Origin of the sequence: Leifsonia sp. PS1209, assembly GCF_012317045.1 — a bacterium.
Taxonomy (GTDB): domain Bacteria; phylum Actinomycetota; class Actinomycetes; order Actinomycetales; family Microbacteriaceae; genus Leifsonia.
The window spans coordinates 3,269,183-3,290,816 of record NZ_CP051154.1 but is presented as its reverse complement, the minus strand read 5'-3'; the positions used below and the strand labels follow the sequence as shown (position 1 = coordinate 3,290,816).

Annotated in this window: 20 protein-coding genes; 10 read left to right on the top strand and 10 right to left on the bottom strand. The window is 69.9% G+C overall.

Translation table 11 applies throughout. The features are described from left to right. Positions 1-25: 25 nt before the first annotated feature. Positions 26-499 (top strand): hypothetical protein, encoded by a 474-nt coding sequence (locus HF024_RS15645; protein WP_168690144.1) that lies wholly within the window; start codon positions 26-28, stop codon positions 497-499. Here the strand turns inward: HF024_RS15645 and HF024_RS15640 are convergent. From HF024_RS15640 to HF024_RS15615, 6 genes are read right to left on the bottom strand one after another with little or no spacing between them, the layout of a single operon-like run. Then, positions 450-1,244 carry an inositol monophosphatase gene (locus tag HF024_RS15640; RefSeq protein WP_168690143.1) on the bottom strand — a complete coding sequence of 265 codons (795 nt, stop codon included), beginning with the start codon at positions 1,242-1,244 and terminating at the stop codon, positions 450-452. The genes HF024_RS15645 and HF024_RS15640 overlap by 50 nt on opposite strands. Then, positions 1,241-1,948 (bottom strand): glycerophosphodiester phosphodiesterase, encoded by a 708-nt coding sequence (locus HF024_RS15635; RefSeq protein ID WP_168690142.1) that lies wholly within the window; start codon positions 1,946-1,948, stop codon positions 1,241-1,243. Before HF024_RS15635 ends, HF024_RS15640 begins: the two co-directional genes overlap by 4 nt. Continuing rightward, on the bottom strand, positions 1,945-3,030 hold the full coding sequence (locus HF024_RS15630) for an ABC transporter ATP-binding protein (protein WP_168690141.1): 1,086 nt from the start codon (positions 3,028-3,030) through the stop codon (positions 1,945-1,947). Before HF024_RS15630 ends, HF024_RS15635 begins: the two co-directional genes overlap by 4 nt. Beyond that, a complete protein-coding gene (locus HF024_RS15625; RefSeq protein ID WP_168690140.1) occupies positions 3,027-3,848 on the bottom strand; it encodes an ABC transporter permease subunit in 822 nt (273 codons plus the stop codon). Before HF024_RS15625 ends, HF024_RS15630 begins: the two co-directional genes overlap by 4 nt. Then, complete coding sequence (locus HF024_RS15620; RefSeq protein ID WP_168690139.1) at positions 3,848-4,795, bottom strand: ABC transporter permease subunit; 948 nt, start codon at positions 4,793-4,795, stop codon at positions 3,848-3,850. The genes HF024_RS15625 and HF024_RS15620 overlap by 1 nt, the downstream gene beginning before the upstream one ends. Continuing rightward, positions 4,795-5,946: an extracellular solute-binding protein gene (locus tag HF024_RS15615; protein ID WP_085368965.1), complete on the bottom strand. Its 1,152-nt coding sequence runs from the start codon at positions 5,944-5,946 to the stop codon at positions 4,795-4,797. The genes HF024_RS15620 and HF024_RS15615 overlap by 1 nt, the downstream gene beginning before the upstream one ends. A gap of 206 nt (positions 5,947-6,152) precedes the next feature. Here HF024_RS15615 and HF024_RS15610 point away from each other — a divergent pair, with 206 nt between their 5' ends. Next, positions 6,153-6,905: a DeoR/GlpR family DNA-binding transcription regulator gene (locus tag HF024_RS15610; RefSeq protein WP_168690138.1), complete on the top strand. Its 753-nt coding sequence runs from the start codon at positions 6,153-6,155 to the stop codon at positions 6,903-6,905. Between the two features lie 19 nt (positions 6,906-6,924). Here HF024_RS15610 and HF024_RS15605 read toward each other — a convergent pair whose 3' ends face one another. After that, positions 6,925-7,572 (bottom strand): TetR/AcrR family transcriptional regulator, encoded by a 648-nt coding sequence (locus tag HF024_RS15605; protein ID WP_168690137.1) that lies wholly within the window; start codon positions 7,570-7,572, stop codon positions 6,925-6,927. Between the two features lie 151 nt (positions 7,573-7,723). Here HF024_RS15605 and HF024_RS15600 point away from each other — a divergent pair, with 151 nt between their 5' ends. The 8 genes from HF024_RS15600 to HF024_RS15565 all read left to right on the top strand — a co-directional run bounded on the left by HF024_RS15600 (position 7,724) and on the right by HF024_RS15565 (position 17,734). Further along, positions 7,724-9,403 (top strand): ABC transporter substrate-binding protein, encoded by a 1,680-nt coding sequence (locus tag HF024_RS15600; RefSeq protein WP_085368962.1) that lies wholly within the window; start codon positions 7,724-7,726, stop codon positions 9,401-9,403. Positions 9,404-9,488: 85 nt separating this feature from the next. Next, positions 9,489-10,313 (top strand): ABC transporter ATP-binding protein, encoded by an 825-nt coding sequence (locus HF024_RS15595; RefSeq protein WP_085368961.1) that lies wholly within the window; start codon positions 9,489-9,491, stop codon positions 10,311-10,313. Then, the gene (locus tag HF024_RS15590; RefSeq protein ID WP_085368960.1) at positions 10,310-11,122 is read left to right on the top strand and encodes an ATP-binding cassette domain-containing protein; all 813 of its coding nucleotides are present in this window, start codon (positions 10,310-10,312) and stop codon (positions 11,120-11,122) included. The genes HF024_RS15595 and HF024_RS15590 overlap by 4 nt, the downstream gene beginning before the upstream one ends. Beyond that, positions 11,119-12,204, top strand: coding sequence for an ABC transporter permease (locus HF024_RS15585; protein WP_085368959.1), 1,086 nt, complete (start codon positions 11,119-11,121; stop codon positions 12,202-12,204). The genes HF024_RS15590 and HF024_RS15585 overlap by 4 nt, the downstream gene beginning before the upstream one ends. Before the next feature lie 2 nt (positions 12,205-12,206). After that, positions 12,207-13,295, top strand: coding sequence for an ABC transporter permease (locus tag HF024_RS15580; protein WP_168690136.1), 1,089 nt, complete (start codon positions 12,207-12,209; stop codon positions 13,293-13,295). After that, positions 13,292-15,562, top strand: coding sequence for a glycoside hydrolase family 3 N-terminal domain-containing protein (locus tag HF024_RS15575; protein ID WP_168690135.1), 2,271 nt, complete (start codon positions 13,292-13,294; stop codon positions 15,560-15,562). The genes HF024_RS15580 and HF024_RS15575 overlap by 4 nt, the downstream gene beginning before the upstream one ends. Positions 15,563-15,638: 76 nt before the next feature. After that, positions 15,639-16,964 carry an alpha/beta hydrolase gene (locus tag HF024_RS15570; protein WP_168690134.1) on the top strand — a complete coding sequence of 442 codons (1,326 nt, stop codon included), beginning with the start codon at positions 15,639-15,641 and terminating at the stop codon, positions 16,962-16,964. Then, positions 16,961-17,734, top strand: a complete 774-nt coding sequence (locus HF024_RS15565; protein ID WP_168690133.1) for an isocitrate lyase/phosphoenolpyruvate mutase family protein — start codon at positions 16,961-16,963, stop codon at positions 17,732-17,734. The genes HF024_RS15570 and HF024_RS15565 overlap by 4 nt, the downstream gene beginning before the upstream one ends. A gap of 28 nt (positions 17,735-17,762) precedes the next feature. Here HF024_RS15565 and HF024_RS15560 read toward each other — a convergent pair whose 3' ends face one another. Genes HF024_RS15560 through HF024_RS15550 form a run of 3 tightly spaced genes read right to left on the bottom strand, consistent with a single transcriptional unit; the run spans position 17,763 to position 21,597 of the window. Continuing rightward, positions 17,763-19,202 carry an aldehyde dehydrogenase family protein gene (locus tag HF024_RS15560; protein ID WP_168690132.1) on the bottom strand — a complete coding sequence of 480 codons (1,440 nt, stop codon included), beginning with the start codon at positions 19,200-19,202 and terminating at the stop codon, positions 17,763-17,765. Further along, positions 19,202-20,356, bottom strand: coding sequence for an acyl-CoA dehydrogenase family protein (locus HF024_RS15555; protein ID WP_168690131.1), 1,155 nt, complete (start codon positions 20,354-20,356; stop codon positions 19,202-19,204). Before HF024_RS15555 ends, HF024_RS15560 begins: the two co-directional genes overlap by 1 nt. Beyond that, positions 20,353-21,597 (bottom strand): CoA transferase, encoded by a 1,245-nt coding sequence (locus tag HF024_RS15550; protein WP_247597146.1) that lies wholly within the window; start codon positions 21,595-21,597, stop codon positions 20,353-20,355. Before HF024_RS15550 ends, HF024_RS15555 begins: the two co-directional genes overlap by 4 nt. Between the last annotated feature and the right edge of the window lie 37 nt (positions 21,598-21,634).

Sequence of the window (21,634 nt, the reverse complement as noted above, 5' to 3'; positions counted from 1 at the left end):
GATCGCGCACCGCTAGCCTTCATGCGTGGGCTTCTCTCTGCTGGGTCTGATCATGGCGCTCGCCGTGCTCGCTCCCAACCTGCTGCTGGTGTGGTTCCCGCCGCTCTCCCCGATGCCGGAGGCGCGTGTGCCCCGGCTGCTCGGGTGGCTGGAACGCGCGGGGCAGGCGCTTTGCCTGGTCGTCCCGCCGATCACCGAGCCCGGCGAGCTGGTCGGCTGGTGGGCGGTTCCGGCGCTCGCCGCGCTGGCGGGCTACTACGCCCTGTGGGCGCGGTACCTCGCAACGGGGCGAGCGGGAGAGACGCTCTACCGGCGCTGGTGGGTGATCCCGGTCCCGATGGCCGTACTGCCCGTCGTGGTGTTCCTGAGCACGGCGGCCTGGCTCGGCAACCTCTGGATCGCCGCGGCGGCGCTGGTCCTCGCGGCCGGGCACATCCCGGCGTCGTTGATCATCGCCCGGCGAGTGCAGCCCGCCACAGGTCGTACAGTTCCTCGCTGACCTCCGGTGCGGCGACCAGCACGCCGCCGGTCGCGGGGAACACGGCTGGTTGCCCGTCCTCGCCGAGCACGACCGCCCCGGCCTCCGCCGCGATGAGGCAGGCGGCCAGGTGGTCGATCGGGCTGAACCGGTGGATGACCGCGCCGACCCCGCGCGCCGCCGCCGGCCCGAGCAGGGTGAGCGTGCCCGAACCCATCACTCGGAGGGTGCAGAACCGATCGGTGAGCGCCTGCGCGAGCTCGCGCATCCCCGTCCAGGCCTGATGCCCGGCCAGCTCGCTGCCGACCACGCCTCCCGAGAGGGATCCGCCGGGCGCGACCGCGATGGCTGCGCCGTCGCGACGAGCGCCCTCACCGGCGATGGCGTCGAACAGCGCGTTCTGCCACGGGTCGGCGACCACGCCGACGAGGGGCACGTCGTCCAGGGCGAGCGCGAGGGAGAACGCCGTCCACGGCACGCCGTTGGCGAGGTTGGTGGTGCCGTCGACCGGGTCGAGGTACCAGGTCGGGCGGCCGGGCGCAGACTCGCCGCCGTACTCCTCGCCGACGAACGCGTGATCCGGGTACCAGGCGGAGATCCGCTCGCGCACGTGCCGCTCGATCGACTGGTCGAGCTCGGTGACGAGGTCGGCCGGGTTCGCCTTGGTGGAGACCTCGGTGATCCTGCTCGTGCGGATCTGCTCGGCGGCCCAGGCCCCGAGCTCGCGGGCGCGGTCGCGGGCGTCGACGAGTTCGGCCGGGGTCATCGCGCCACCTCCGCACGGGAGGAGACGGGCTGCGACCGCATCGCCTGGAGCCGGTCGAGCTGGTTCGTGGTGACGGTGTCGACGCCGAGGGCGACGGCCGCCGCGAGGTCGGCCGGGTCGTCGATAGTCCACGCGGTGACGGTGAGGCCGAGGTCGTGGACCGCTCGGACGAAGGCGTCGTCGGCGATGGCGAAGGGGATGTTGATCGTCACGGGAGCGAGGCTCGCGATGTCGTCGGCGGTCGGTGCGATGGGCGCGGCCCAGGGGTACCAGATGCGCGCATCCCGGTCGAGGGAGCGGATGGTGCGCATCCCGTCGAGGTCGCCGCACCAGTCCACGGTGATCCCGGATGCCGCGACGACGGCGAGCGCGGGGGCGGCGAAACGCGCCTCCTCCAGGTCGATCACCAGCCTGCTCTCCGCGTCGGCGAAGAGCGGCAGCAGCTCGGCGAGCAGGGGAGGCCGGTCGTCGGCCGCTCCGAAGGACGCGAGGTCGGCCGTCGGCACGTCGTCGATCGCGCGGTGATCGTTCCAGAGCCGTTCGAGCGTCGGATCGTGCAGCACGACCACGTCGCCGTCGGCGGTGAGCCGCACGTCGATCTCGACCACCTCTGCACGTTTGTCGAAAGCCGACCGCACGGCCCGGATGGTGTTCTCGCGGAAGACCGACGAGTCGCCGCGGTGGGCGCAGGCGCGCGGGGTCATGCGACCACCGCCTCTGCGCGCTCGACCAGACGGCCGTCGTGGTACAGGAGGGCGGACTCGACGGTGGCGAAGCCGACACTCCCCAGCTGCGGCGGCTGGCCGGTGACGTACGCGTTCAGCGTGATGTCGTCGCGGCGCAGCCGCAGCTCGTGGAAGTGACCGTGCGGCACCACCCGCTCGACCACGGCGCGCACCCCGCCGGGCACGGGCGCCTGCGTGAACACCACGTCCTCCGGCCGGATGCCGACGACGCCGGGACCGTCCACGACGCGTGAGCCGTCGAACGAGCCGTCGAAGCGGTTGAGGGAGCCGATGAAGGTCGCGACGAACTCGGTCGCCGGGCGGGCGTAGAGCTCCGTCGGTGTCGAGAACTGCTCGATCCTGCCCGCGTTCATCACCGCCACCCTGTCCGAGATGGAGAGTGCCTCCTCCTGGTCGTGCGTGACGATGACCGTGGTGATCCCGAGCCGCTGCTGCAGGTCCCGGATGTCCTCGCGCACCTTCACGCGCAGCTTCGCGTCCAGGTTGCTGAGCGGCTCGTCGAGCAGCAGCACGTCCGGCTCCTGCACGAGAGCGCGCGCGAGGGCGACGCGCTGCTGCTCGCCGCCGGAGATGCGCGGAGGGCGCGAGTCCCGGTGGTGCAGGAGATTGACCAGGGTCAGGATCGCATCCACCCGTTCCGCGATCTGCGCGCGCGACAGCGTGCGCAGCTTCAGCGGGTACGCCACGTTCTTCGCCACGGTCAGGTGCGGCCAGAGCGCGTAGTTCTGGAACACCATCGCGCTCGGCCGCTTGTCCGGCCCGAGCCGCGTGACGTCGCGGCCTGCCATCGTGATGCTGCCGGCGTCCGGAGCGAGGAACCCGGCGATCATCCGGAGCGTGGTGGTCTTGCCGCAGCCGGACGGACCGAGCAGGGAGACCAGTTCGCCGCTCTGCACGGTGAGGTCGAGGTCGTCGATGATGGTGCGGCCGCCCAGCGTCTTGCTGAGCCCGGAGAGACGCAGGCCGCCTGCACCGGAGCCGCCGGTCGCGGCGGAGAGGGAGGTCACGGAGTGCTCCTTGTTCGTGAGTCGGACGGTCATTTGAGTTGGAAGCCTTCGGCGAGCTGGCCGCCCATCACGTGCTTGCGCACGGTGAGCAGCAGCACGACGGAGGGGATGGCGAGGAGGATCGAGAAGACGGCGGCGACCTGCTTGGGGAAGTTGAGGACGAGGCTGTACATCTCGGTCGGCATGGTGAGGATGTCCGGTGCGCCGACCAGGTACGTGCCCTGCGCCTCGTCGAACGCCGCGAGGAACGCCATCACGGCGCCGACCAGGATGCCGGGGAGCGCCAGTCGCAGCGTGACGGTGAAGAACACGCGCGCCCGGGATGCTCCCGCGTCGCGCGCGGCCTCCTCCAGCGAGCGGGGGACGGCGGAGAACGCGGCGGCCGGGATCCAGGTCATGAACACGATGGTCCCGAGGAGCTGCACCACCACGACACCCGCGATCGTGTTCATCAGGCCGAGCGCGTAGTAGAGGGAGGCGAGGGTCGCGAACAGCCCCATCCGCGGGAACGCGTTCGTGGCGAACAGGCCGATCAGGAAGAGCCGGCGACCGGGGAACTCGAACCGCGCGAAGGCGTATGCGGCGGGCAGACAGACCACGGCGGAGACGAGCACGACCACAGGCGTGATGAGCAGCGAGTTCTGGATGGACGAGCCGAGCGCCGGATCGCTGAACACCGTCGACCACCAGCGCAGCGTCCACGAGTCTGGAAGCAGGTGCGGGTACGTCCAGGTGTCCGCGAACGCGTGGGCGCCCAGCCAGAGCAGCGGGCCGAGCACGAACACCAGCAGCACGATCGCGAACAGCGTGGCACCGGATGCGCGGAGCACGGCGGAGACGGCGCCCGGCATCAGATCCTCCCCTCGCGGCGGGCGCTGCGGAAGTTCGCCCAGACGTACAGCGCGCCGATGCCCGCCGCGGCGAGGAAGACCACGAAGGCCATCACGAGCGACTGTTGCGGCTGGTTGTACGAGGTGAAGTAGCTGGCGAGAGCGACGCCGAGCATGGTCGGAGCGTTCGGACCGGTGAAGTACGGGACCGTGTACGAGCCGATCACGCCGATGGCGGTGAAGGTGACGGCGATCACGATCGGGACGGCACTCATCGGCAGCAGGATGGTGCGCACGATCCGCACGGTGCCCGCTCCCGCATCCCTGGCCGCCTCGATCAGAGCGTCGGGAACGGACTGCAGCCCGGACACGATCATCAGCACGGCGAACGGAAGGGACGTCCACGCGGAGCCGATGACGATGGCGGTCGCCGTGTACGCCCACACCGGGCCGTCGACGCCGATCTGCGCGAGCAGGCTCCGGAGGAAGCCGTCGGCGGAGTAGAAGGTGAGAATCGCCCAGGAGGCGATGACCACGGGGATGAACAGCGGCACGATGGCGATGGCGGACAGGAACCGGGCGAGCCAGCCGCCGCGCAGCCGCAGATACAGGCCGATGCCGCCCGCGAGGACGACGACGATCGCGGTGCTCGCGACGGTCACCCCGAGCGTCAGCCCGAGGTCCTGCCAGAACGCCTCGGTGGCGAACACGTCGCCGTATGCGGCGAAGGTCGGCAGGGCGCCGTCCGCGTGGTGCACGTTCTGACCGACGGCCGCGATCACGGAGTTCAGGCCGCCCGTGAAGCCGACGCTGAACGCGAGGGCGAGCACCACGGGCACCCCGACGAACAGGGCGATCACCACCACGGGAGGCAGCGCGAGCAGGAAGCCGGTCACCGCGGACCGCCGCGCCGTGCTGGCGCTGCGGACCGCGGTGGTCGCCGCCGGGGCGGCGGTGACGGTGGCCATTACTTGCCGGGGACCTTCTGCGCCCACGCCTTGTTCATGTCGGCGGCGGTGGTGGCGAAGTATGCCGGGCGGAGGTTGGCGATGTCGGCGTTCTTGAACTGGTCCTGAACCGAGGACGGCAGCTTGTCGAGCGCGATCACCGGGTATCCGGAGATGCTGTCTGCGACGAGCGCCTGAGCATCCGGGGTGAGCAGCCAGGACACCAGCTTCTCGGCTCCCGCCTTGCGCGGGGTGGCGGAGGGGATGCCGAGGTAGCTGGCGCCGCCGGTCAGCGACGGGTCGGAGATCTGGGTGTACGCGATGTTCGCGGGGATCTGGCCGTTCTTGTGGCCGGTGACGAACTGGTCGCTCCACACCGGGGCGATCGAGATCTGGCCGCTGGAGAGGAGATCGAGCACCTGGTTGTTCCCGTTCGGGTACACGCCCTTCTGGTACACGTACGGGTTGAGGCTCGCGAGCGTCGCGAATCCCTTGTCCCAGTCGCCCTCGACCTCGGGCGCCGAGCCGGTGACCAGCTTGGTGCGGTCGGCGGCGGAGACGTTCTGGTCGAGCACGGTCGTGACGAACGACTGGCCGCTGCCTCCCGTGTCCGGGGAGTTGTACGTGAACTTGCCGGGGTTGGCCTTGATCCAGGCGAGCAGGTCGTCGAGCGTCTTCGGCGGGGTGGCGACGGTCTTGGTGTCGTACGCGAGCACGACACTGGAGCCGCGGTAGGGGATGCCGCCGTTGCCGCCGGCCGTGACGAGGTCCTTCGGAACGTCCTTCAGGCCGGGGACGTCGGTGCCGGAGACCTTCTCGAGCAGCCCGGATGCGGCGACCTGCGAGACGAAACCGGCGTCGACGAGGTCGTAGCCGGGGTCCTTCTTCTGGATGGTCGCCGCGGTGAGCTTGGCGACGGTCTGCTGGTCGTGCAGCCCGTGCAGGTCGAAGTCGACGGACACGCTGTATCCCGGATTGGCCTTCACGAACGCGGGGATGAGCGTCTTCTGCCAGAGATCCTGGATGTTGGTGTCTGCGCTGAGGAAGACGGTGAGCTTCTTGTCTGCGCCGTCGGTGGACGACGCGGCCGAGCTGCTCTGCGCGCAGCCGGCGAGGGCGAGCCCGATGGCAGCGACGGCTGCCACGGAGGCGATCAGGCGAGGGGTTTTCACGGAGCACTCCTGAGAGGGAAGGGGGTGGAGGGGCGTTCGTCCTGGTCGTCGGGGCGAACACTCGTCACGCTAATCGGGGGTGCACGTTCTTGGCGATAGTTGCGCAGCACCTTTCAAATGAGCGCCAGATACTGTTCATTCGGCGTTCATATGAGCGAAAATGAGCACGGCGAGACTGAGGTTCGCCCGCCACGAGAGAAGAAAACATGCTCACCCACCAGCGCGAAGCTGCCATCGTCGACCGCGTCCGCAGAGCAGGGAGCGCGACGGTGGACGAACTGTCGCAGCTCCTCGCGGTCAGCGGAACCACGATCCGCCGCGACCTCGAACGACTCGAGATCGCCGGCAGCCTGCGCAGGGTGCACGGGGGAGCGAAGCCGGCGGAGACGCCGGACGACGAGTATCCGGATCTCGACCCGGACGCCGGAGAGAAACTGGTCGTCGCCGCTGCGACGGCCGACCTGATCGGCGACGGCCAGGTGGTGCTCCTCGACATCGGCCACACCACGCTCGCCATCGCGCGGCAGCTGAAGGACCGTCCCGTCACCATCGTCACGAACAACCTGTGGATCCTGCGCGCGCTCGGTGACGATCCGACGTGCACGCTCATCCTGCTCGGCGGCGCGGTCGGCTCGAAGCCCGGTACCGTCTCCGGCCCGCTCACCGAGCAGATGCTGGCGTTGATCCACGCCGACGTCGCCGTCATCAGCAGCGGGGGCATCCGCCCGGACGGCTCGGTCGTCACCGACCTGAATCAGGAGGCGGGCGTCAAAGACAGGATGCGCCGTGCGGCCGACCGCAGCATCCTGGTCGCCACGTCGCTCAAGTTCCCCGGGGAGGGTGTCTACCGCATCGCGTCCATCCGGGACTTCGAGTCGGTCGTCACCACGCCGGGGTCAGGCACGGCGACGCTGGAGGCGGCCGCCGAGCACGGCACGCGGATCGTGCTGGCCGAGTAGGCGGCGCCCGCGAACGGGCTCAGCCCTCGCGCAGGTAGGTGCCGAGCTCCGGTCCGGGGTTGAGTGCGCTGTTGACGATCCCCTGGATGGCGAACTCGCTCGCGCCGGCGAGGTCGACGGCTGTCGGGTCGAGGAGCCACTGCAGCTGGAGGCCGTCCATCACGGCCAGGATGGAGGCGGCAGCCTTGTCGATCGTCTCCGGCTCCGTCAGATTCTCCTGGGCGCAGAGGGCGCGGAAGGCAGCGTCGACTTCCTCTCTGAGCACGCGGTAGCGGTCCTGGAAGAACGCCTTCGCGGGGTGGTCGTCGGTGACGGACTCGGCGGAGAGCACGGTGTACACCTGCACGATGCCGGGCCGGAGGGCGTTGCGCTGCGCGGTCGCGACGAGGTGCGCGAACAGGGCGGGACCACGAGGGACGTGGCGGTCCGGCAGCTGGGCGACGTCGTCCTTGTCGCGGAACTCGAGCACTTCGAGGAGCAGGTTCTGCTTGGAGCCGAAGTGGTGCAGGACGCCCGCGTGGGTGATGCCGACCTGCTCGGCGATGTCGGCGAGGGTGCCGTTCGTCGAACCCTTGGTTCCGAAGGTCTCGATCGCCGCGCGCAGGATCTCCTTGCGCTTGCGTTCCGTTTCCGGGCGTGGACTGGCACTGCCGCCGCTTGTTGCCATTCCTATCGCTTCCTTCTCGTGCTGGTTGCGAGCGAGCTTACCACTCAGTAACCTTGCCCCAACTTGCTTTCTGTCCAGTAAGCAAGTTATCGTCAGCGACATTCCACGCACCACAGGACACAACGGATGTGTCCGCCACGAAGGAGAAGCAATGAGGCTTAAGAAGTACTTGATCACGGCAACCGCGATCGCCGCGTTCAGCGCGATCGCGCTCACCGGCTGCTCATCCAGCGGCTCGTCCACCGCGAACGGCGGGAGCGGCGGCTCCCTCACGATCGCGAAGCCGGACGGCTCCGCAGTGCTCGCCACGCAGATCAACAACCCGTTCATCAGCACAGGCTCCGGCCAGTCCCTCGGATACAACCGGATGATCTTCGAGCCCCTGGCGATGGTCAACCCGGTCGGCAAGAACGAGACCACCCCGTGGCTCGCCTCGAAGGTCGAGTGGAACGCGGACTACACGCAGCTGACCGTCACGCCCCGCGCGGACGTGAAGTGGAGCGACGGCAAGCCGTTCACCGCGGACGACATCGTCTACACCTTCAACCTCATCAAGAGCACGCCGGCCCTCGACCTGGCCGGCCTGAAGCTCGCAGACGTCAAGAAGGACGGCGGCAACGTCGTGCTCAGCTTCACCGAGTCGAAGTTCGTCAAGCAGGGCGACGTGCTGCAAACCGCCATCGTTCCCGAGCACATCTGGAAGGGCATCGCAGACCCGACCAAGGATGCGGTCAAGGACGCCGTCGGCACCGGCCCGTACACGATCAAGACCTTCTCGTCGCAGGGCGTCGTGCTGAAGGCCCGCACCGACTACTGGGGCGGCAAGGTCCCCGTCGCCGAGCTGAAGTACCTCGAGTACAACGACAACACCGGCCTCCTCCGCGCACTGCAGAACGGCGAGACCGACTGGGCGCAGATCTTCATCACCGACTACCAGAAGAACTACGTCGACAAGGACAAGAAGCACAACGTGTTCTGGGGTGCGAACATCCTGAGCCCGGACATGATCGTGGTCAACACGACGAAGGCTCCGTTCGACAACGTGGCGTTCCGCAAGGCGGTCAACATGGTCGTCGACCGCACCGCGCACGCCGAGAAGGCGCGCAGCAACGCGGGTCCCGAGCTGAAGAGCGTGACCGGCATCCCGCAGCCGACGGGTGACCAGTACATCGCCCCCGAGTACAAGGACCAGAACTTCAAGATCGACGTCGACGGCGCCAAGAAGGTCCTCACCGACGCCGGTTACACCTGGAAGAGCGGCGCGCTGATCGACCCGTCCGGAAACCCGGTCTCCTTCACCCTGCAGGACCCGCAGGGCTGGAACGACTACGTCACGGGCATCCAGCTGGTGGCGACGCAGGTGAAGAACACGCTCGGTGCTGATGCCAAGGTGGCCACCCCGGACGCGGACACCTGGACCACCAACGTGGCGACGGGCAACTTCGACGCCGTGCTGCACTGGACGGGATCGGGATCGAACCCGTGGCACATCTACGACGACGTGATGAACGGCGCATACCTGGAGCAGGCAGCGGGCGGCAAGGTCGCTGACAACTTCGGCCGTTACAACAACCCGGAGGCGACCGCGCTGCTCAAGGAGTACGCGCAGGCCTCGGACGACGCATCGCGCACCGCAGCCCTCAACAAGATCCAGAAGATCTTCGTCGAGGACGTGCCGGCCATCGCCATCGGAACGCACCCGCAGCTCGGCGAGTACAACACCCGCAAGTTCACCGGGTGGCCGAGCGAGTCCGACCAGTACGCGACGGCAGACCCCACGCAGCCCTGGGCTGTGCAGGTGGTCATGAAGCTGAAGCCGGCTGCCAAGTAGTCCCCAGCGCATCCGGGGCGGACGACGGACTCACCTCCCGAGTCCGCCCCGGATGCTTCGCGGCCAGCAAGAAAGCGACAAGCACATGACAGACAGCCTTCTTTCCGTGCGCGACTTTTCGGTCGTGTACGACGTCGATCCCCCTGTGCGGGCGGTCAAGAACGTCACCATCGACATCAAACGGGGCGAGATCGTCGGCCTCGCCGGGGAGAGCGGGTGCGGGAAGACCACGCTCGCATACGGCGTGCAGCGACTCCTCCGTCCGCCGGCGGTCATCACCGACGGAAGCGTCGTGTTCCACGACAAGAGCGGCGACGACATCGACATCAACGCCCTCGAGGTCGAGGAGATGCGCCGGTTCCGCTGGGACAAGATCTCGATGGTCTTCCAGGGGGCGATGAACGCCCTCAACCCGGTGGCGACCATCGGCGCCCAGCTCGAGGACGTGTTCATCGTGCACCGGCCGGAACTGAGCCGCGCCGAACGCAAGAAGGCCGTCGTCGAACTGCTGGAGATCGTCAAGGTGGGCGGTCAGCGGATGCGCTCGTACCCGCACGAGCTGTCCGGCGGTATGCGCCAGCGCGTGATGATCGCGATGGCGCTCGCCCTCCGGCCGCAGCTGATGGTGATGGACGAGCCGACGACCGCTCTGGATGTGCTCGTCCAGCGCGAGATCCTGCGGCAGATCTCCCAGCTCAGGCACGAGTTCGGTTTCTCCGTCGTCTTCATCACCCACGACCTCCCCCTCCTGCTGGAGATCAGCGACAGGATCGCGATCATGCGCGAGGGCGAGATCGTCGAGCTCGCGACCGCGGAGCGGATCTGGAACGACCCGCAGCACGAGTACACGAAGAACCTCCTGGCGTCGTTCCCGCGCCTGACCGGCGAGAGAGGAGTGGTCGCGCGATGACGACCCTCGAATTCAGGAACGTCACCAAGGTCTACAACGTCCGCGGTTCCGGACAGCTCCGAGCGCTCGACGACGTGAGCTTCACGCTGTCGTCGCACCAGACCATCGGCCTGGTCGGCCAGTCGGGGAGCGGCAAGTCCACGATCGCCAAGATCCTGACCCAGCTGGAGACCCCGACGAGCGGCGATGTACTGCTCGACGGCGTCCCGATCCCGCGGAGCGGACGGCGGCTGCGGAGCTACCGCCAGCAGCTGCGGATGGTGTTCCAGGACCCGTTCGCCTCGCTGAACCCGTCCCACTCGATCCGCCACCACATCGAGCGCCCGCTGCGACTCGACAACGTCGTCCCGCGCTCCGAGGTGGATGCGGAGGTGCGGAGGTTGCTGCTCCGCGTGCGCCTGGATGCTGACGCCGTGATCGACCGCCGCCCGCACGAGCTCTCCGGCGGTCAGCGGCAGCGCGTCGCCATCGCCAGGGCGCTGGCATCCCGCCCCGCCCTCCTGGTGGCGGACGAGCCGGTCTCGATGCTCGACGTGTCGATCCGCCTCGGCGTGCTCAACCTCCTCTCCGACCTGCAGAGGGAGGAAGGGCTCGGCGTCCTCTACATCACCCACGACCTGGCCACCGCTCGCCACTTCAGCGACGAGATCATGGTGCTCAACCAGGGCAGGGTCGTCGAACGCGGGACGGCCGACGACGTCATCCTCCGTCCGAGCGACCCGTACACGCGCGAGTTGCGCGCCGCTTCGCCGGACCCGGAGAAGTTCTTCCGGGAACTGTCCGCCCAGAACTCGGGAGGTGCGCGATGAGCGCAGAGACCCAGACCCCCGTCGACAAGACCCCGGTCGACCCGACCCTCGTCGGCACGACCGCCGCCCGCACGGAGCGCAGCGGTCCGCGCATCCCGTGGCGGTTCATCGGCGGCCGGGTGGCGTTCTACCTGTTCACGCTGTGGGCCGCCATCACCGTCAACTTCTTCCTGCCGCGCATGATGAAGGGCGACGCGGTGTCGTCGTTCATGGCGCGCAGCCAGGGGCAGCTGACCCCGGAGGCGGAGAAAGCGCTGCGTGCGATGTTCGGCCTGGACACCTCCGTGCCGCTCTGGCAGCAGTACCTCGACTACTGGAACATGCTGCTGCACGGCAACCTGGGCGTCTCGATCTCCACGGGCATGGCGCCGGTGGGGGATGCGATCGCGTCCGCCCTGCCGTGGACCCTCGGACTGGTGGGCGTCGCCACGATCATCTCGTTCGTGATCGGCACCAGCCTCGGCGCGGTCATCGGCTGGAAGCGCGGCAGCGGCCTGGATGCGTTCGTGCCTGTCACGACGTTCCTCGGCACCATCCCGTACTTCTGGCTCGGCCTGATCTTCATCGCGATCTTCTCGACGACGCTCGGCTGGTTCCCCGCCGGGCACGCGTACGAGGTCGGTGTCGAACCCGGCTGGAACGCCGAGTTCATCTCGGAGGTGGTCTCGCACGCCGTGCTGCCGGTGGCGACCATCGTGGTCGTCTCGCTCGGCGGCTGGGTGCTCGGGATGCGCAACATGATGCTCACCGTGCTCGACGAGGACTACATCACGGTCGCGCAGGCCAAGGGCATGCCGAACCGCCGCGTGCTCTGGCGCTACGCCGCCCGGAACGCCGTGCTGCCGCAGATCCAGAGCTTCGCGCTCGCGCTCGGCTTCATCGTGGGCGGCACGCTCGTGATGGAGATGGTGTTCTCGTATCCCGGCATCGGGCTGCTGCTGCTCAACGCGACGAACGCCAAGGACTACGCGCTGATGCAGGGCATCTTCCTCGTCCTGGTGCTGGCGGTGCTGGTCGCGAACATCATCGCGGACATCGCATACGCCATCCTCGACCCGCGCACACGTCAGACGGAGGCCTGATCATGACCACCCCCGCAGAGAGAACATCCACGCTCGCGCAGCCGGTCGGCGTCGGAGCCCCGGAGACGGCGGCCGTCCTGGCCGGTCGTCCGCAGCAGGGCAGCGAGAGTCCGGAGAAGAAGACCTTCTGGTCGCAGCTCAAGCTGTCGCTGGCGATGTTCAGCAACCCGAAGTCCGCCACCGGGCTCATCATCCTCGGTGTGTTCGTGCTGGTCGCGATCTTCGCCCCGTTGATCGCCCCGTACGACCCCCAGGCGCAGAACCTGAGCGCGACACTTCAGCCGCCGTCGTTCCAGCACCTCCTCGGCACGACCCACATCGGCCAGGATGTGTTCAGCCAGCTCGTCTACGGCACCCGCGGCGTGCTCGTCGTCGGGTTCCTGGCCACGATCATGGCCACGATCGTCGCGATCGCGGTCGGCGTGACCGCCGGGTACCTGCGCGGCTGGAAGAGCGAGGCGCTGTCCGCGCTGTCGAACGTGTTCCTCGTCATCCCCGGGCTCCCGCTGATGATCATCATCGCGTCGCAGTTCCAGGATCCGCCGCTCGTCGTCATCGCCGCGGTGCTCGGTCTCACCGGATGGGCGTGGGGAGCGCGCGTGCTGCGTGCGCAGACCATGTCGCTGAGGAACCGCGACTTCATCCAGGCGGCGCGGGCGAACGGCGAACCGCTGCACCGCATCATCCTGGTGGAGATGCTGCCGAACCTGCTGGCGCTCATCGCGTCCAGCTTCGTCGGCACGATGACCGCGGCGGTCCTCGGCCTGACGACGCTCGCGTTCATCGGCGTCATCCCGGTGTCGAACCTCAACTGGGGCACCATCCTGTTCTGGGCGCAGCAGAACAACGCCTTCCCCGACTACTGGTGGTGGTACGTCCCCGCCGGACTGTGCATCGCCATCCTCGGGGTGGCCCTCTCTCTCGTCAACTTCGGCATCGACGAGTACGTCAACCCCCGGCTGCGCTCGGCCGGTGAGCGCGCTCGCGCCATGAAGCGGAAAGGTCTGAACATCAACGCCACCGTCACGGAGGTCCGCACCTCGCGGGGAACCACCTCGCCAGGAACCACCTCGGAAGGCGCTGCCGAATGACATCGACCCTGCCGGCAACAGAGGCACGGCCCTCCGGTTTCGTCCCGTACCGGGATCCATCGTTCACGACGGCGGAGCGGGTCGACGACCTGCTCAGCCGGATGACGGTGGAGGAGAAGATCGGGCAGATGCTGCAACTGGATGCGCGCGACGACCTGCAGGACCACATCCTGCGCCGCCGCGCCGGCTCCATCCTGCACACCTCGCCGGAACGCATCCTGGAGGCGAACAGGCTGACGGCGGAGACGCGGCTGCAGATCCCGCTCCTGGTCGGGGAGGACTGCATCCACGGCCACTCGTTCTGGCCGGGCGCGACGATCTACCCGACCCAGCTCGGCATGGCAGCGTCGTGGGACGCCGACCTGATCGAGCGCGTGGCCAGGGCCACGGCCGAAGAGGTGGCGGCGACCGGTGTGCACTGGACCTTCTCTCCCGTGCTCTGCATCGCCCGCGACCTGCGCTGGGGGCGGATCAGCGAGACGTTCGGCGAGGACCCGTACCTGATCGGCGAGCTGGCGAGCGCGATGGTCCGCGGCTACCAGGGCGACGGCCTCGACGACCCGACGGCGATCCTCGCGACGGCGAAGCACTTCGCCGGGTACTCCGAGACGCAGGGCGGCCGCGACGCGAGCGAAGCGGACATCTCGCGGCGCAAGCTGCGCAGCTGGTTCCTTCCCCCGTTCGAGCGCGTGGCCCGCGAGGGCTGCCGCACCTTCATGCTCGGCTACCAGAGCACAGACGGCGTGCCGATCACGGTGAACGACTGGCTGCTCAGCGAGGTGCTCCGCGGCGAGTGGGGCTACACCGGAACGCTCATCACCGACTGGGACAACGTCGGCCGCATGGTCTGGGAGCAGAAGGTGCAGCCCGACTACGCGCACGCGGCGGCCGCCGCGGTGAAGGCCGGCAACGACATGATCATGACGACGCCGCTGTTCTACGAGGGCGCCCTCGAAGCCGTGGCGGCGGGGCTGCTCGCCGAGGACGACTTCGACGACGCCGTCGCGCGCATCCTGACCATCAAGTTCGATCTCGGACTCTTCGAGAACCCGCGCCTGCCGCAGGCCGAGCTCGACGCGGTGGTCGGCAGCGCAGAACACGCCGACCTCAACCTCGAGATCGCTCGCCGCTCCATCGTGCTGCTGGAGAACGACGGCACCCTTCCGCTGGCGTCGTCTGCGTCGTCTCCGCTCCGCGTCGCGCTCGTCGGACCGCTCGCCGACGATGCCCAGACGCAGCTCGGCGACTGGGCGGGAGGCTCCGGCCAGGCCGGGTGGCTCGACGGCCAGCCGCGCGAGATGATCACCACCGTGCTCGACGGGCTGAGCGCGATCGACGGCTGGACCGTCGAGCATGCTCGCGGGGCGGACATCCTGACCCTCGCGCCCGACCCGCTCGGCGCGACGTTCCCGGACGGGCAGCCCAGGCCGCCGCTGGTCGTGCCGTCGCAGCCGGACCAGCGGATGCTCGACGAAGCGGTCGCCGCCGCCGAGGCATCCGACGTGGTCGTCGCGGTCGTCGGCGACCGCATCGAACTCGTCGGCGAGGGCCGCTCGACGGCGACCCTCGAGCTGATCGGCGGCCAGAACGCGCTGCTCGACGCCATGATCGCGACGGGGAAGCCGGTGGTCGTGGTGCTCCTCGCCTCCAAGCCGCTCGTGCTTCCTCCGTCGGTCGCGCAGGCCGCGGCCGTGCTGTGGGCGGCCAACCCGGGGATGCTGGGCGGCCAGGCCATCGCCGAGGTCATCGCAGGACAGGTGGAGCCGTCGGGGCGCCTCCCGATCTCCTTCGCCAGGCACGTCGGCCAGCAGCCCACGTACTACAACCAGCTCCGCGGCCAGCACGGCGACCGCTACGCCGACCTCACGCAGGCGCCGGCCTGGGTGTTCGGCGAAGGCCGCTCGTACACGACGGTCGAGTACGCGGACCTCACGGTCGCGCGCACGGAGGTCGGCCTCCAGGACGACATCGTCGCGGAGGTGACGGTGAGCAACACCGGGGAACGCCCCGTCCGCGAGACCGTGCAGCTGTACGTGCGCGACCTCGTCACGAGCGTGAGCTGGGCGGACAAGGAGCTGAAGGCATACCGGCACGTCGACCTCGCGCCGGGCGAGTCCGCGCGGGTGGGCATCCGGCTGCCCGTCGCCGAGTGCACGATCGTGGATGCTGCGGGGCTGCGCCGCGTGGAGCCCGGCGCGTTCGAGGTGCTGGTCGGCCCGTCGTCGCGGAACTCGGACCTGCTGTCCGCGGGGTTCGAGGTGCGCTGATCACGAGGTCATCGGACGTCGGCGGCATTCGTTTCCGCCGGCGTCCGGGGAACCCGCTTGGCGTACCCTCGGGGAGATGAGGGGTGCGACTCGGGCTCACGGTGTGCGGCGCATCCTGATCGCGTGCGGCGCGTCGGTGCTCGCCGTCGCCGCGGTGGTCGTCGCCCCCGCGGGCGGCCAGCAGTCGAGTTCGCTGGTCCTGCACCAGCTGGCCTCGCTCGAGGGCAGCGCGGTGGACGCCGTCATCTCCGAGCATCCCGACCAGATCCTCGAGCTGCTGAACTCCTTGCCCCGGCAGGCGGCACGGGAGTGGCCTGCGTTGCCGGCGGCAGCGCGCAGCCGGCTGGAGCGCGACCTGCCCAGTCTGGTCGGAAACCTGGACGGCGTCTCGTACACGGTTCGCGACCGGGCCAACCGGCGTGCGCTGACCGAGCAGCTGGCCGCGGCCAGGGCTGCCGTCAGGACGCACCCGTCGGGACAGGCGGGGCTGCTGAGCCTGGCGGCGTACACGGCGATCTCCGCTGCGCTGCACGCGAAGACCCACCCGTCGCGGCATCTGATCGAATTCGTTCCCGGCGTGCGCCCGACCGCGGCCATCGCGGTGGGGAACCCGGAGACGGCGTCGATGGTCACCTGGGCCGTTCCCGGCATGGGCACGTACGCCACCGACATGCAGCTGTGGGCGCTGGCCGCGCAGAACCTGTGGGGTTCGCAACGGGATGCTGCTGCTCCGGCCGATCACGCGGTCATCGCCTGGATGGGGTACGTCGTGCCGCCGGTCGGCATCGACGCAGCACTGGGCGAATACGCGACGCGAGGGGCTCCGGAGCTCACCGAGGCGATCCAGGGTCTGGCCGCCTCCCGTTCCCACGATGCGCCCACCCTGAACGTGGTGGCGCACTCCTACGGCACGACGATGGCAGCGGACGCCCTGGCAGACACACCGCTCGGAGTGAGCACCTTCGTGATGCTCGGATCCGCCGGGGTCGAGGAGCGCATCCCCACCGCAGCCGCCCTGCACGCGGGAGCGGTGTTCGCCGGAGAGGCGGCAGCAGACGCGGAGGCCGGGCTCGGCAGGGCGAGCCGCTCCGACCCTCGCTCGCCGGGGTTCGGCGCCCACGTGCTCCCCGTCGACGGCGACCGGGCGGCCGGGCTGGCTGCCGTCACCGGCCATGCGCCGATCCTGCACTCCGCGTACAACGACGACATCCGGTCCGCCGTGTGGACGGCGATCCCCGCCCCGCAGGACAGGCAGAAGGCCTTCCTGGCGCACCTGGCCGAGCACGGCTACCTCGACGTGGGAACGCAGTCCCTCCGCGAGGTCGGCCTGGTCACCGCGGTCGCCCGTGCGCCGGTCCCTGCCCCCGGCGGTACTCTCGCAGGGTGGGAAGGACCACCATGACGTTCACCGCACTGCACGATCAGGACATTCCGCTGCTGCTGCCGAACGCGTGGGACGTCGGCTCCGCGCTCGCCTTCGTCGCTGCGGGCTTCCCCGCGGTGGGCACGACGAGTTTCGGGGTCAACGCATCCACTGGCCGGCCGGACGCCGGGGGCGCGAGCAGGGATGCGACCGTCGCGCTGGTCGGGATGCTCACCGCCCTGCCCGTGCACATCTCCGCGGACATCGAGGACGGCTACAGCGACGACCCGGCCGAGGTGGCCGACTTCGTGGCGGGGCTCGGCGTCGCCGGCGTGAACCTCGAGGACTCGGCGGACGGGCGGCTCGTCGACCCCGGCATCCCCGCGGCGAAGATCGCGGCGATCCGGCGCGCGGCCCCCGACGTGTTCGTCAACGCCAGGATCGACTCGTACTGGTTCCACGAGGACGACACGGTCGCCGCCGTCGTCGAGCGGGCGAAGACGTACGCCGACGCGGGTGCCAACGGGATCTTCGTGCCGGGCGCCTCCGACCCGGCGACCATCGAACAGCTGGCCGCCGCCATCCCGCTCCCGCTCAACGTGCTCGTCACGCCGGGCCTGTCGCTGGCCAGACTCGGGGAGCTCGGCGTGCGGAGGGTGAGCACAGGGTCGCTGCCGTACCGCGTGGCGATCGACGCGGCGGTGGAGGTCGCTGCGGCCGTCCGGGACGGGCGTGCGGTGCCGTCGGCGACGTCGTACGCAGAGTCGCAGCAGCGGCTGCTGGACTTCGCGGCGCTGCGGAGAGGGTGAACGGGAGCTTCCTTCTTGGCCCGGTGGACTACCCGCGGGCGGCGGGCACCAGCCTCCCGTTCTCCCGGCGCGGGAGGTGCAGTGGGTTCGCGTCGTGGAGTTCGGCCGGCAGCACGCTCTCCGGGGCGTTCTGGTAGGCGACCGGGGTGAGGAAGCGGCGGAGCGAACTGGCGCCGACCGAGCTGTGCAGCGAGCCCGTCGTGGCCGGCCACGCTCCGCCGTGGTGCTGGGCCCATCCCGTCGCGACACCGGTTGGCCAGCCGTCGAAGACCAGCCTTCCGCACCGGGGCGACAGGATCGCGGCGAGCCAGGTCACGTCCTCGTCCGGCGCCGAGCGGATGGTCGCCGTCAGCGAGGCGGGCAGGTGGCCGAGCGCGGGGAGCAGGTCGTCGCCGGCGGTGTACTCGACCACGACGGTCAGGGGGCCGAAGCACTCGGCGAGCAGCGCATCCGGGTCGGCGAGGAACGCCGCGATGTCCGCCGTCACCACGGCGGGGCGCGCGTCCGCGTCTCCTGGGCCGCGCGAGACCGCGAGGTCGTCGCGCCGGGAGAGCGCGGACACCCGCTGCTCGAACGCGCTCGTCATGCCGTCGGTGAGCAGTGGATGCGCGGGAGCCGACGCGAGTTCGCTCGCCACCGCTGCGGCGAAGCCGTGCCCGGCCGGGACGAACACCAGGCCAGGCTTGGTGCAGAACTGCCCGGCGTCCCTGGTCACCACCTCCACCAGCCCGGCGGCGAGGGAGGCGGCGTCGGCGCTCGCCGCGGCGGCGGTGATGACGACCGGGTTGATGCTGCCCAGTTCGCCGTAGAACGGGATGGGCTGCTGACGCGACGCCGCCACCTCGAAGAGGGCTCTGCCCCCGCGCTCGGAACCCGTGAACGCCACCGCGGTGACGAGCGGGTGACGGACGAGTTCGACTCCGGCCTCCATGCCCTCCACGAGGGTGATGGCATCGGGGTGGATGCCCGCGGCGGCCAGCGCCTCCCTTGCCAGCTCCGCGGTGCGGCGGGAGAGCAGCGGATGCCCTGGATGCGCCTTGACCACCACGGGACACCCCGCCGCGATGGCGGACGCGGTGTCGTTGCCGAGCACCGAGAACGCGAACGGGAAGTTGGAGGCGGTGAACACGGCCACGACGCCGAGCGGGCGCAGCATGCGCCGCAGGTCGGGGCGCGGAGGAACTGTGGACGGGTCGGCGCGGTCGACCGCCGCTTCGAGATAGCCGCCCTCCTCGATCACCTCGGCGAAGAAGCGCAGCTGGTTCGCCGTGCGCGTGACCTCGCCGGAGAGGCGGCCGGGCGTCAGGTGCGTCTCGGCCGCGGCGATGGCGACGAGTTCGGCGCTCGCTCGCTCCAGCGCCGCGGCCAATGCGACGAGGGCGGCGGCGCGCTCCGAGCGGGTGGTGGCGGTGAAGCCGGACGAGGCCGCGGCGGTGACCGCTGCCTCCACGGGGGCCGGTCCTGCCATCAGAACGCCGAGAGGCCGGTGAGCGAGCGGCCGATGACGAGCGTGTGGATGTCGTCCGTGCCCTCGTAGGTCCTCACCGACTCCAGGTTGGCCATGTGCCGCATCACCGGGAACGCGCTCGTGACACCGTCACCGCCGAGGATCGTCCGGGCGCTGTGCGCGATGGTCAGCGCCTCGCGCACGTTGTTCAGTTTGCCGACGCTGATCTGCACGGGTGTGATGGCTCCCCGCTCCTCCAGGCGACCCAGGTGCAGGGCGAGCAGCATGCCCTTCTCGTACTCGACCAGCATGTCGGCGAGGCGCTGCTGGATGAGCTGTTTCGAGCCGATCGGTGAGCCGAACACCTCGCGAGACGTCGCTCGCTCGACAGCGACCTCGATGCAGCTGCGGGCGGCGCCCATCGCGCCCCAGACGATCCCGAACCGCGCCTCGTTGAGGCACGTGAACGGTGCGGACAGTCCGACCGCATCCGGCAGCTGCGCCGAGGCGGGGACACGGCACGCGTCGAGGTCGATCTCGTACTGCACGGAGGTGCGCATGGAGAGCTTGTCGTCGATGATCGTGGCGGTGAAGCCGGGGGAGGCGGTGTCGACGACGAAGCCCCGGATGCCGTCGTCGGTGCGCGCCCACACCACGGCGACGTCCGCGACGCCCGCCAGGCCGATCCAGCGTTTGCGCCCGCTGATCAGCCAGTCGTCGCCGTCCCTCGTGGCTGTGGTGGTCATCGCGGCGGGGTCGCTTCCGCCCTGCGGCTCGGTCAGCGCGAAGCAGCCGATCAGCTCGCCGCGGGCCATCGCGGGGAGGAGGGCCTTCTGATCGGACGCGCCGAACCGCGAGATGGCGGTCATGGCGAGCGAACCCTGCACGGACACGAACGTGCGCCACCCGCTGTCGACGGCCTCCAGCTCGTGGCAGACCAGGCCGTAGCTGACGGCTCCGGCCCCGGCGCAGCCATCGTCGGGGAGGTGCATGCCGAGGAACCCGGCGGCGCCGAACTCGGCGATGAGTTCGCGGCGGAAGTGCCGGTTCTCGAAGTCCTCGTCGACCACCGGGAGCAGGCGCTCGCGGGCGAACGTGCGCGCCCGCTCCTGCCAGCCCAGCTCCTCGGCGGTGAGCAGCGGTGCGAGGTCGAAGGTGTCGGAGAGTGCTGTCATCGGGGTTCCTGTCGGTGGGTGCCGGGGTCGTCGTCGGGTGTGGAGTGGCGGAGGGTCGGGGCGGCGGCGGGGAGCCAGTCGGCGTCGGCGTGCTGGCCGAGGCCGGGCGCGGTGCGGCCGGGCCGAGGAGGCGAACCGGCCAGGTGGATGGGGTTGGCCGGCTGGCGGCCGGCGACCTCGCCCCGGTCGTCGACCAGCTCCTGCACCGGATGCGCGCCGAGGCTCTCCGCGAGCGCCACGGCCTCGGTGATCGTGTTGACCAGCCCGGCGGGTACGTCCCTGGCGTCGAGGCGCTGTTTCCAGTGCGCGGCCGGAGCGGTGCGGAGGACGGACTCGAGTTCGCGGCGGAGAGCATCCCGGTGGCCGACGCGCTGCGCGTTGCTGCGGAAACGCTCGTTGGCGGCGAGGTCGGGGCGGCCCAGCTCGTCGGCGAGGGCGGCGAACTGGCGGTCGTTGCCGACCGCGATGACGAGCTCGCGGTCCTGGCAGGCGAACAGCTCGTACGGGGCGATGCTCGGGTGCGCGTTGCCGAGACGCCCTGGGTCGATGCCGGTGGCGAGCGCGCTCGACGCCTGGTTGGTGAGGGCGGCGAGCAGGGTGCTGAGGAGGTCGACGTCGAGATGGTCGCCCAGTCCGGTCGTCTCGCGGGCGCGGAGGGCGAGCAGGATGCCCGAGAAGGCGTTGAGCCCGGTGAGCACGTCGACGAGGGCCACGCCCGCTTTGGTCGGAGGTCCGTCTGCCGCGCCGGTCACGCTCATCAGACCGCCGACCGCCTGCACGAGCAGGTCGTAGCCGGGGAGGTCGCTTCCCGGTCCGAACCCGGTGATCGAGCAGTAGACGACCCCGGGGTTAGCCGCGCGGACGGCGGCGTCGCCGAGGCCGAACCGCTCCATCGTCCGCGGGAGGAAGTTCTCGATCACCACATCGGCGGTGTGCGCGAGGCGGCGGGCGGTGGCGAGTCCCTGCGGGGTGCGCAGGTCGCAGACGACGGAGCGCTTGGAGCGGTTCACGCCGGAGAAGTACGTGGAGTCGCCGTGCTCGTCGGTGGGCGGAACCCAGCGGCGGGTGTCGTCGCCGAGCGGGCTCTCGATCTTGACGACGTCCGCGCCGAAGTCGGCCAGCATCATGGTCGCGTACGGGCCGGCCAGGATGCGCGTGAAGTCGGCGACCCGGATGCCCGCGAGCGGTGCCCCGGGGAGTGGCACCCCGGCGAGTGGCATCGGCGGCTCGTGGTGCGTCATGCGTGCATCCAATCAGACATCCTTGTCTTGTTGCAAC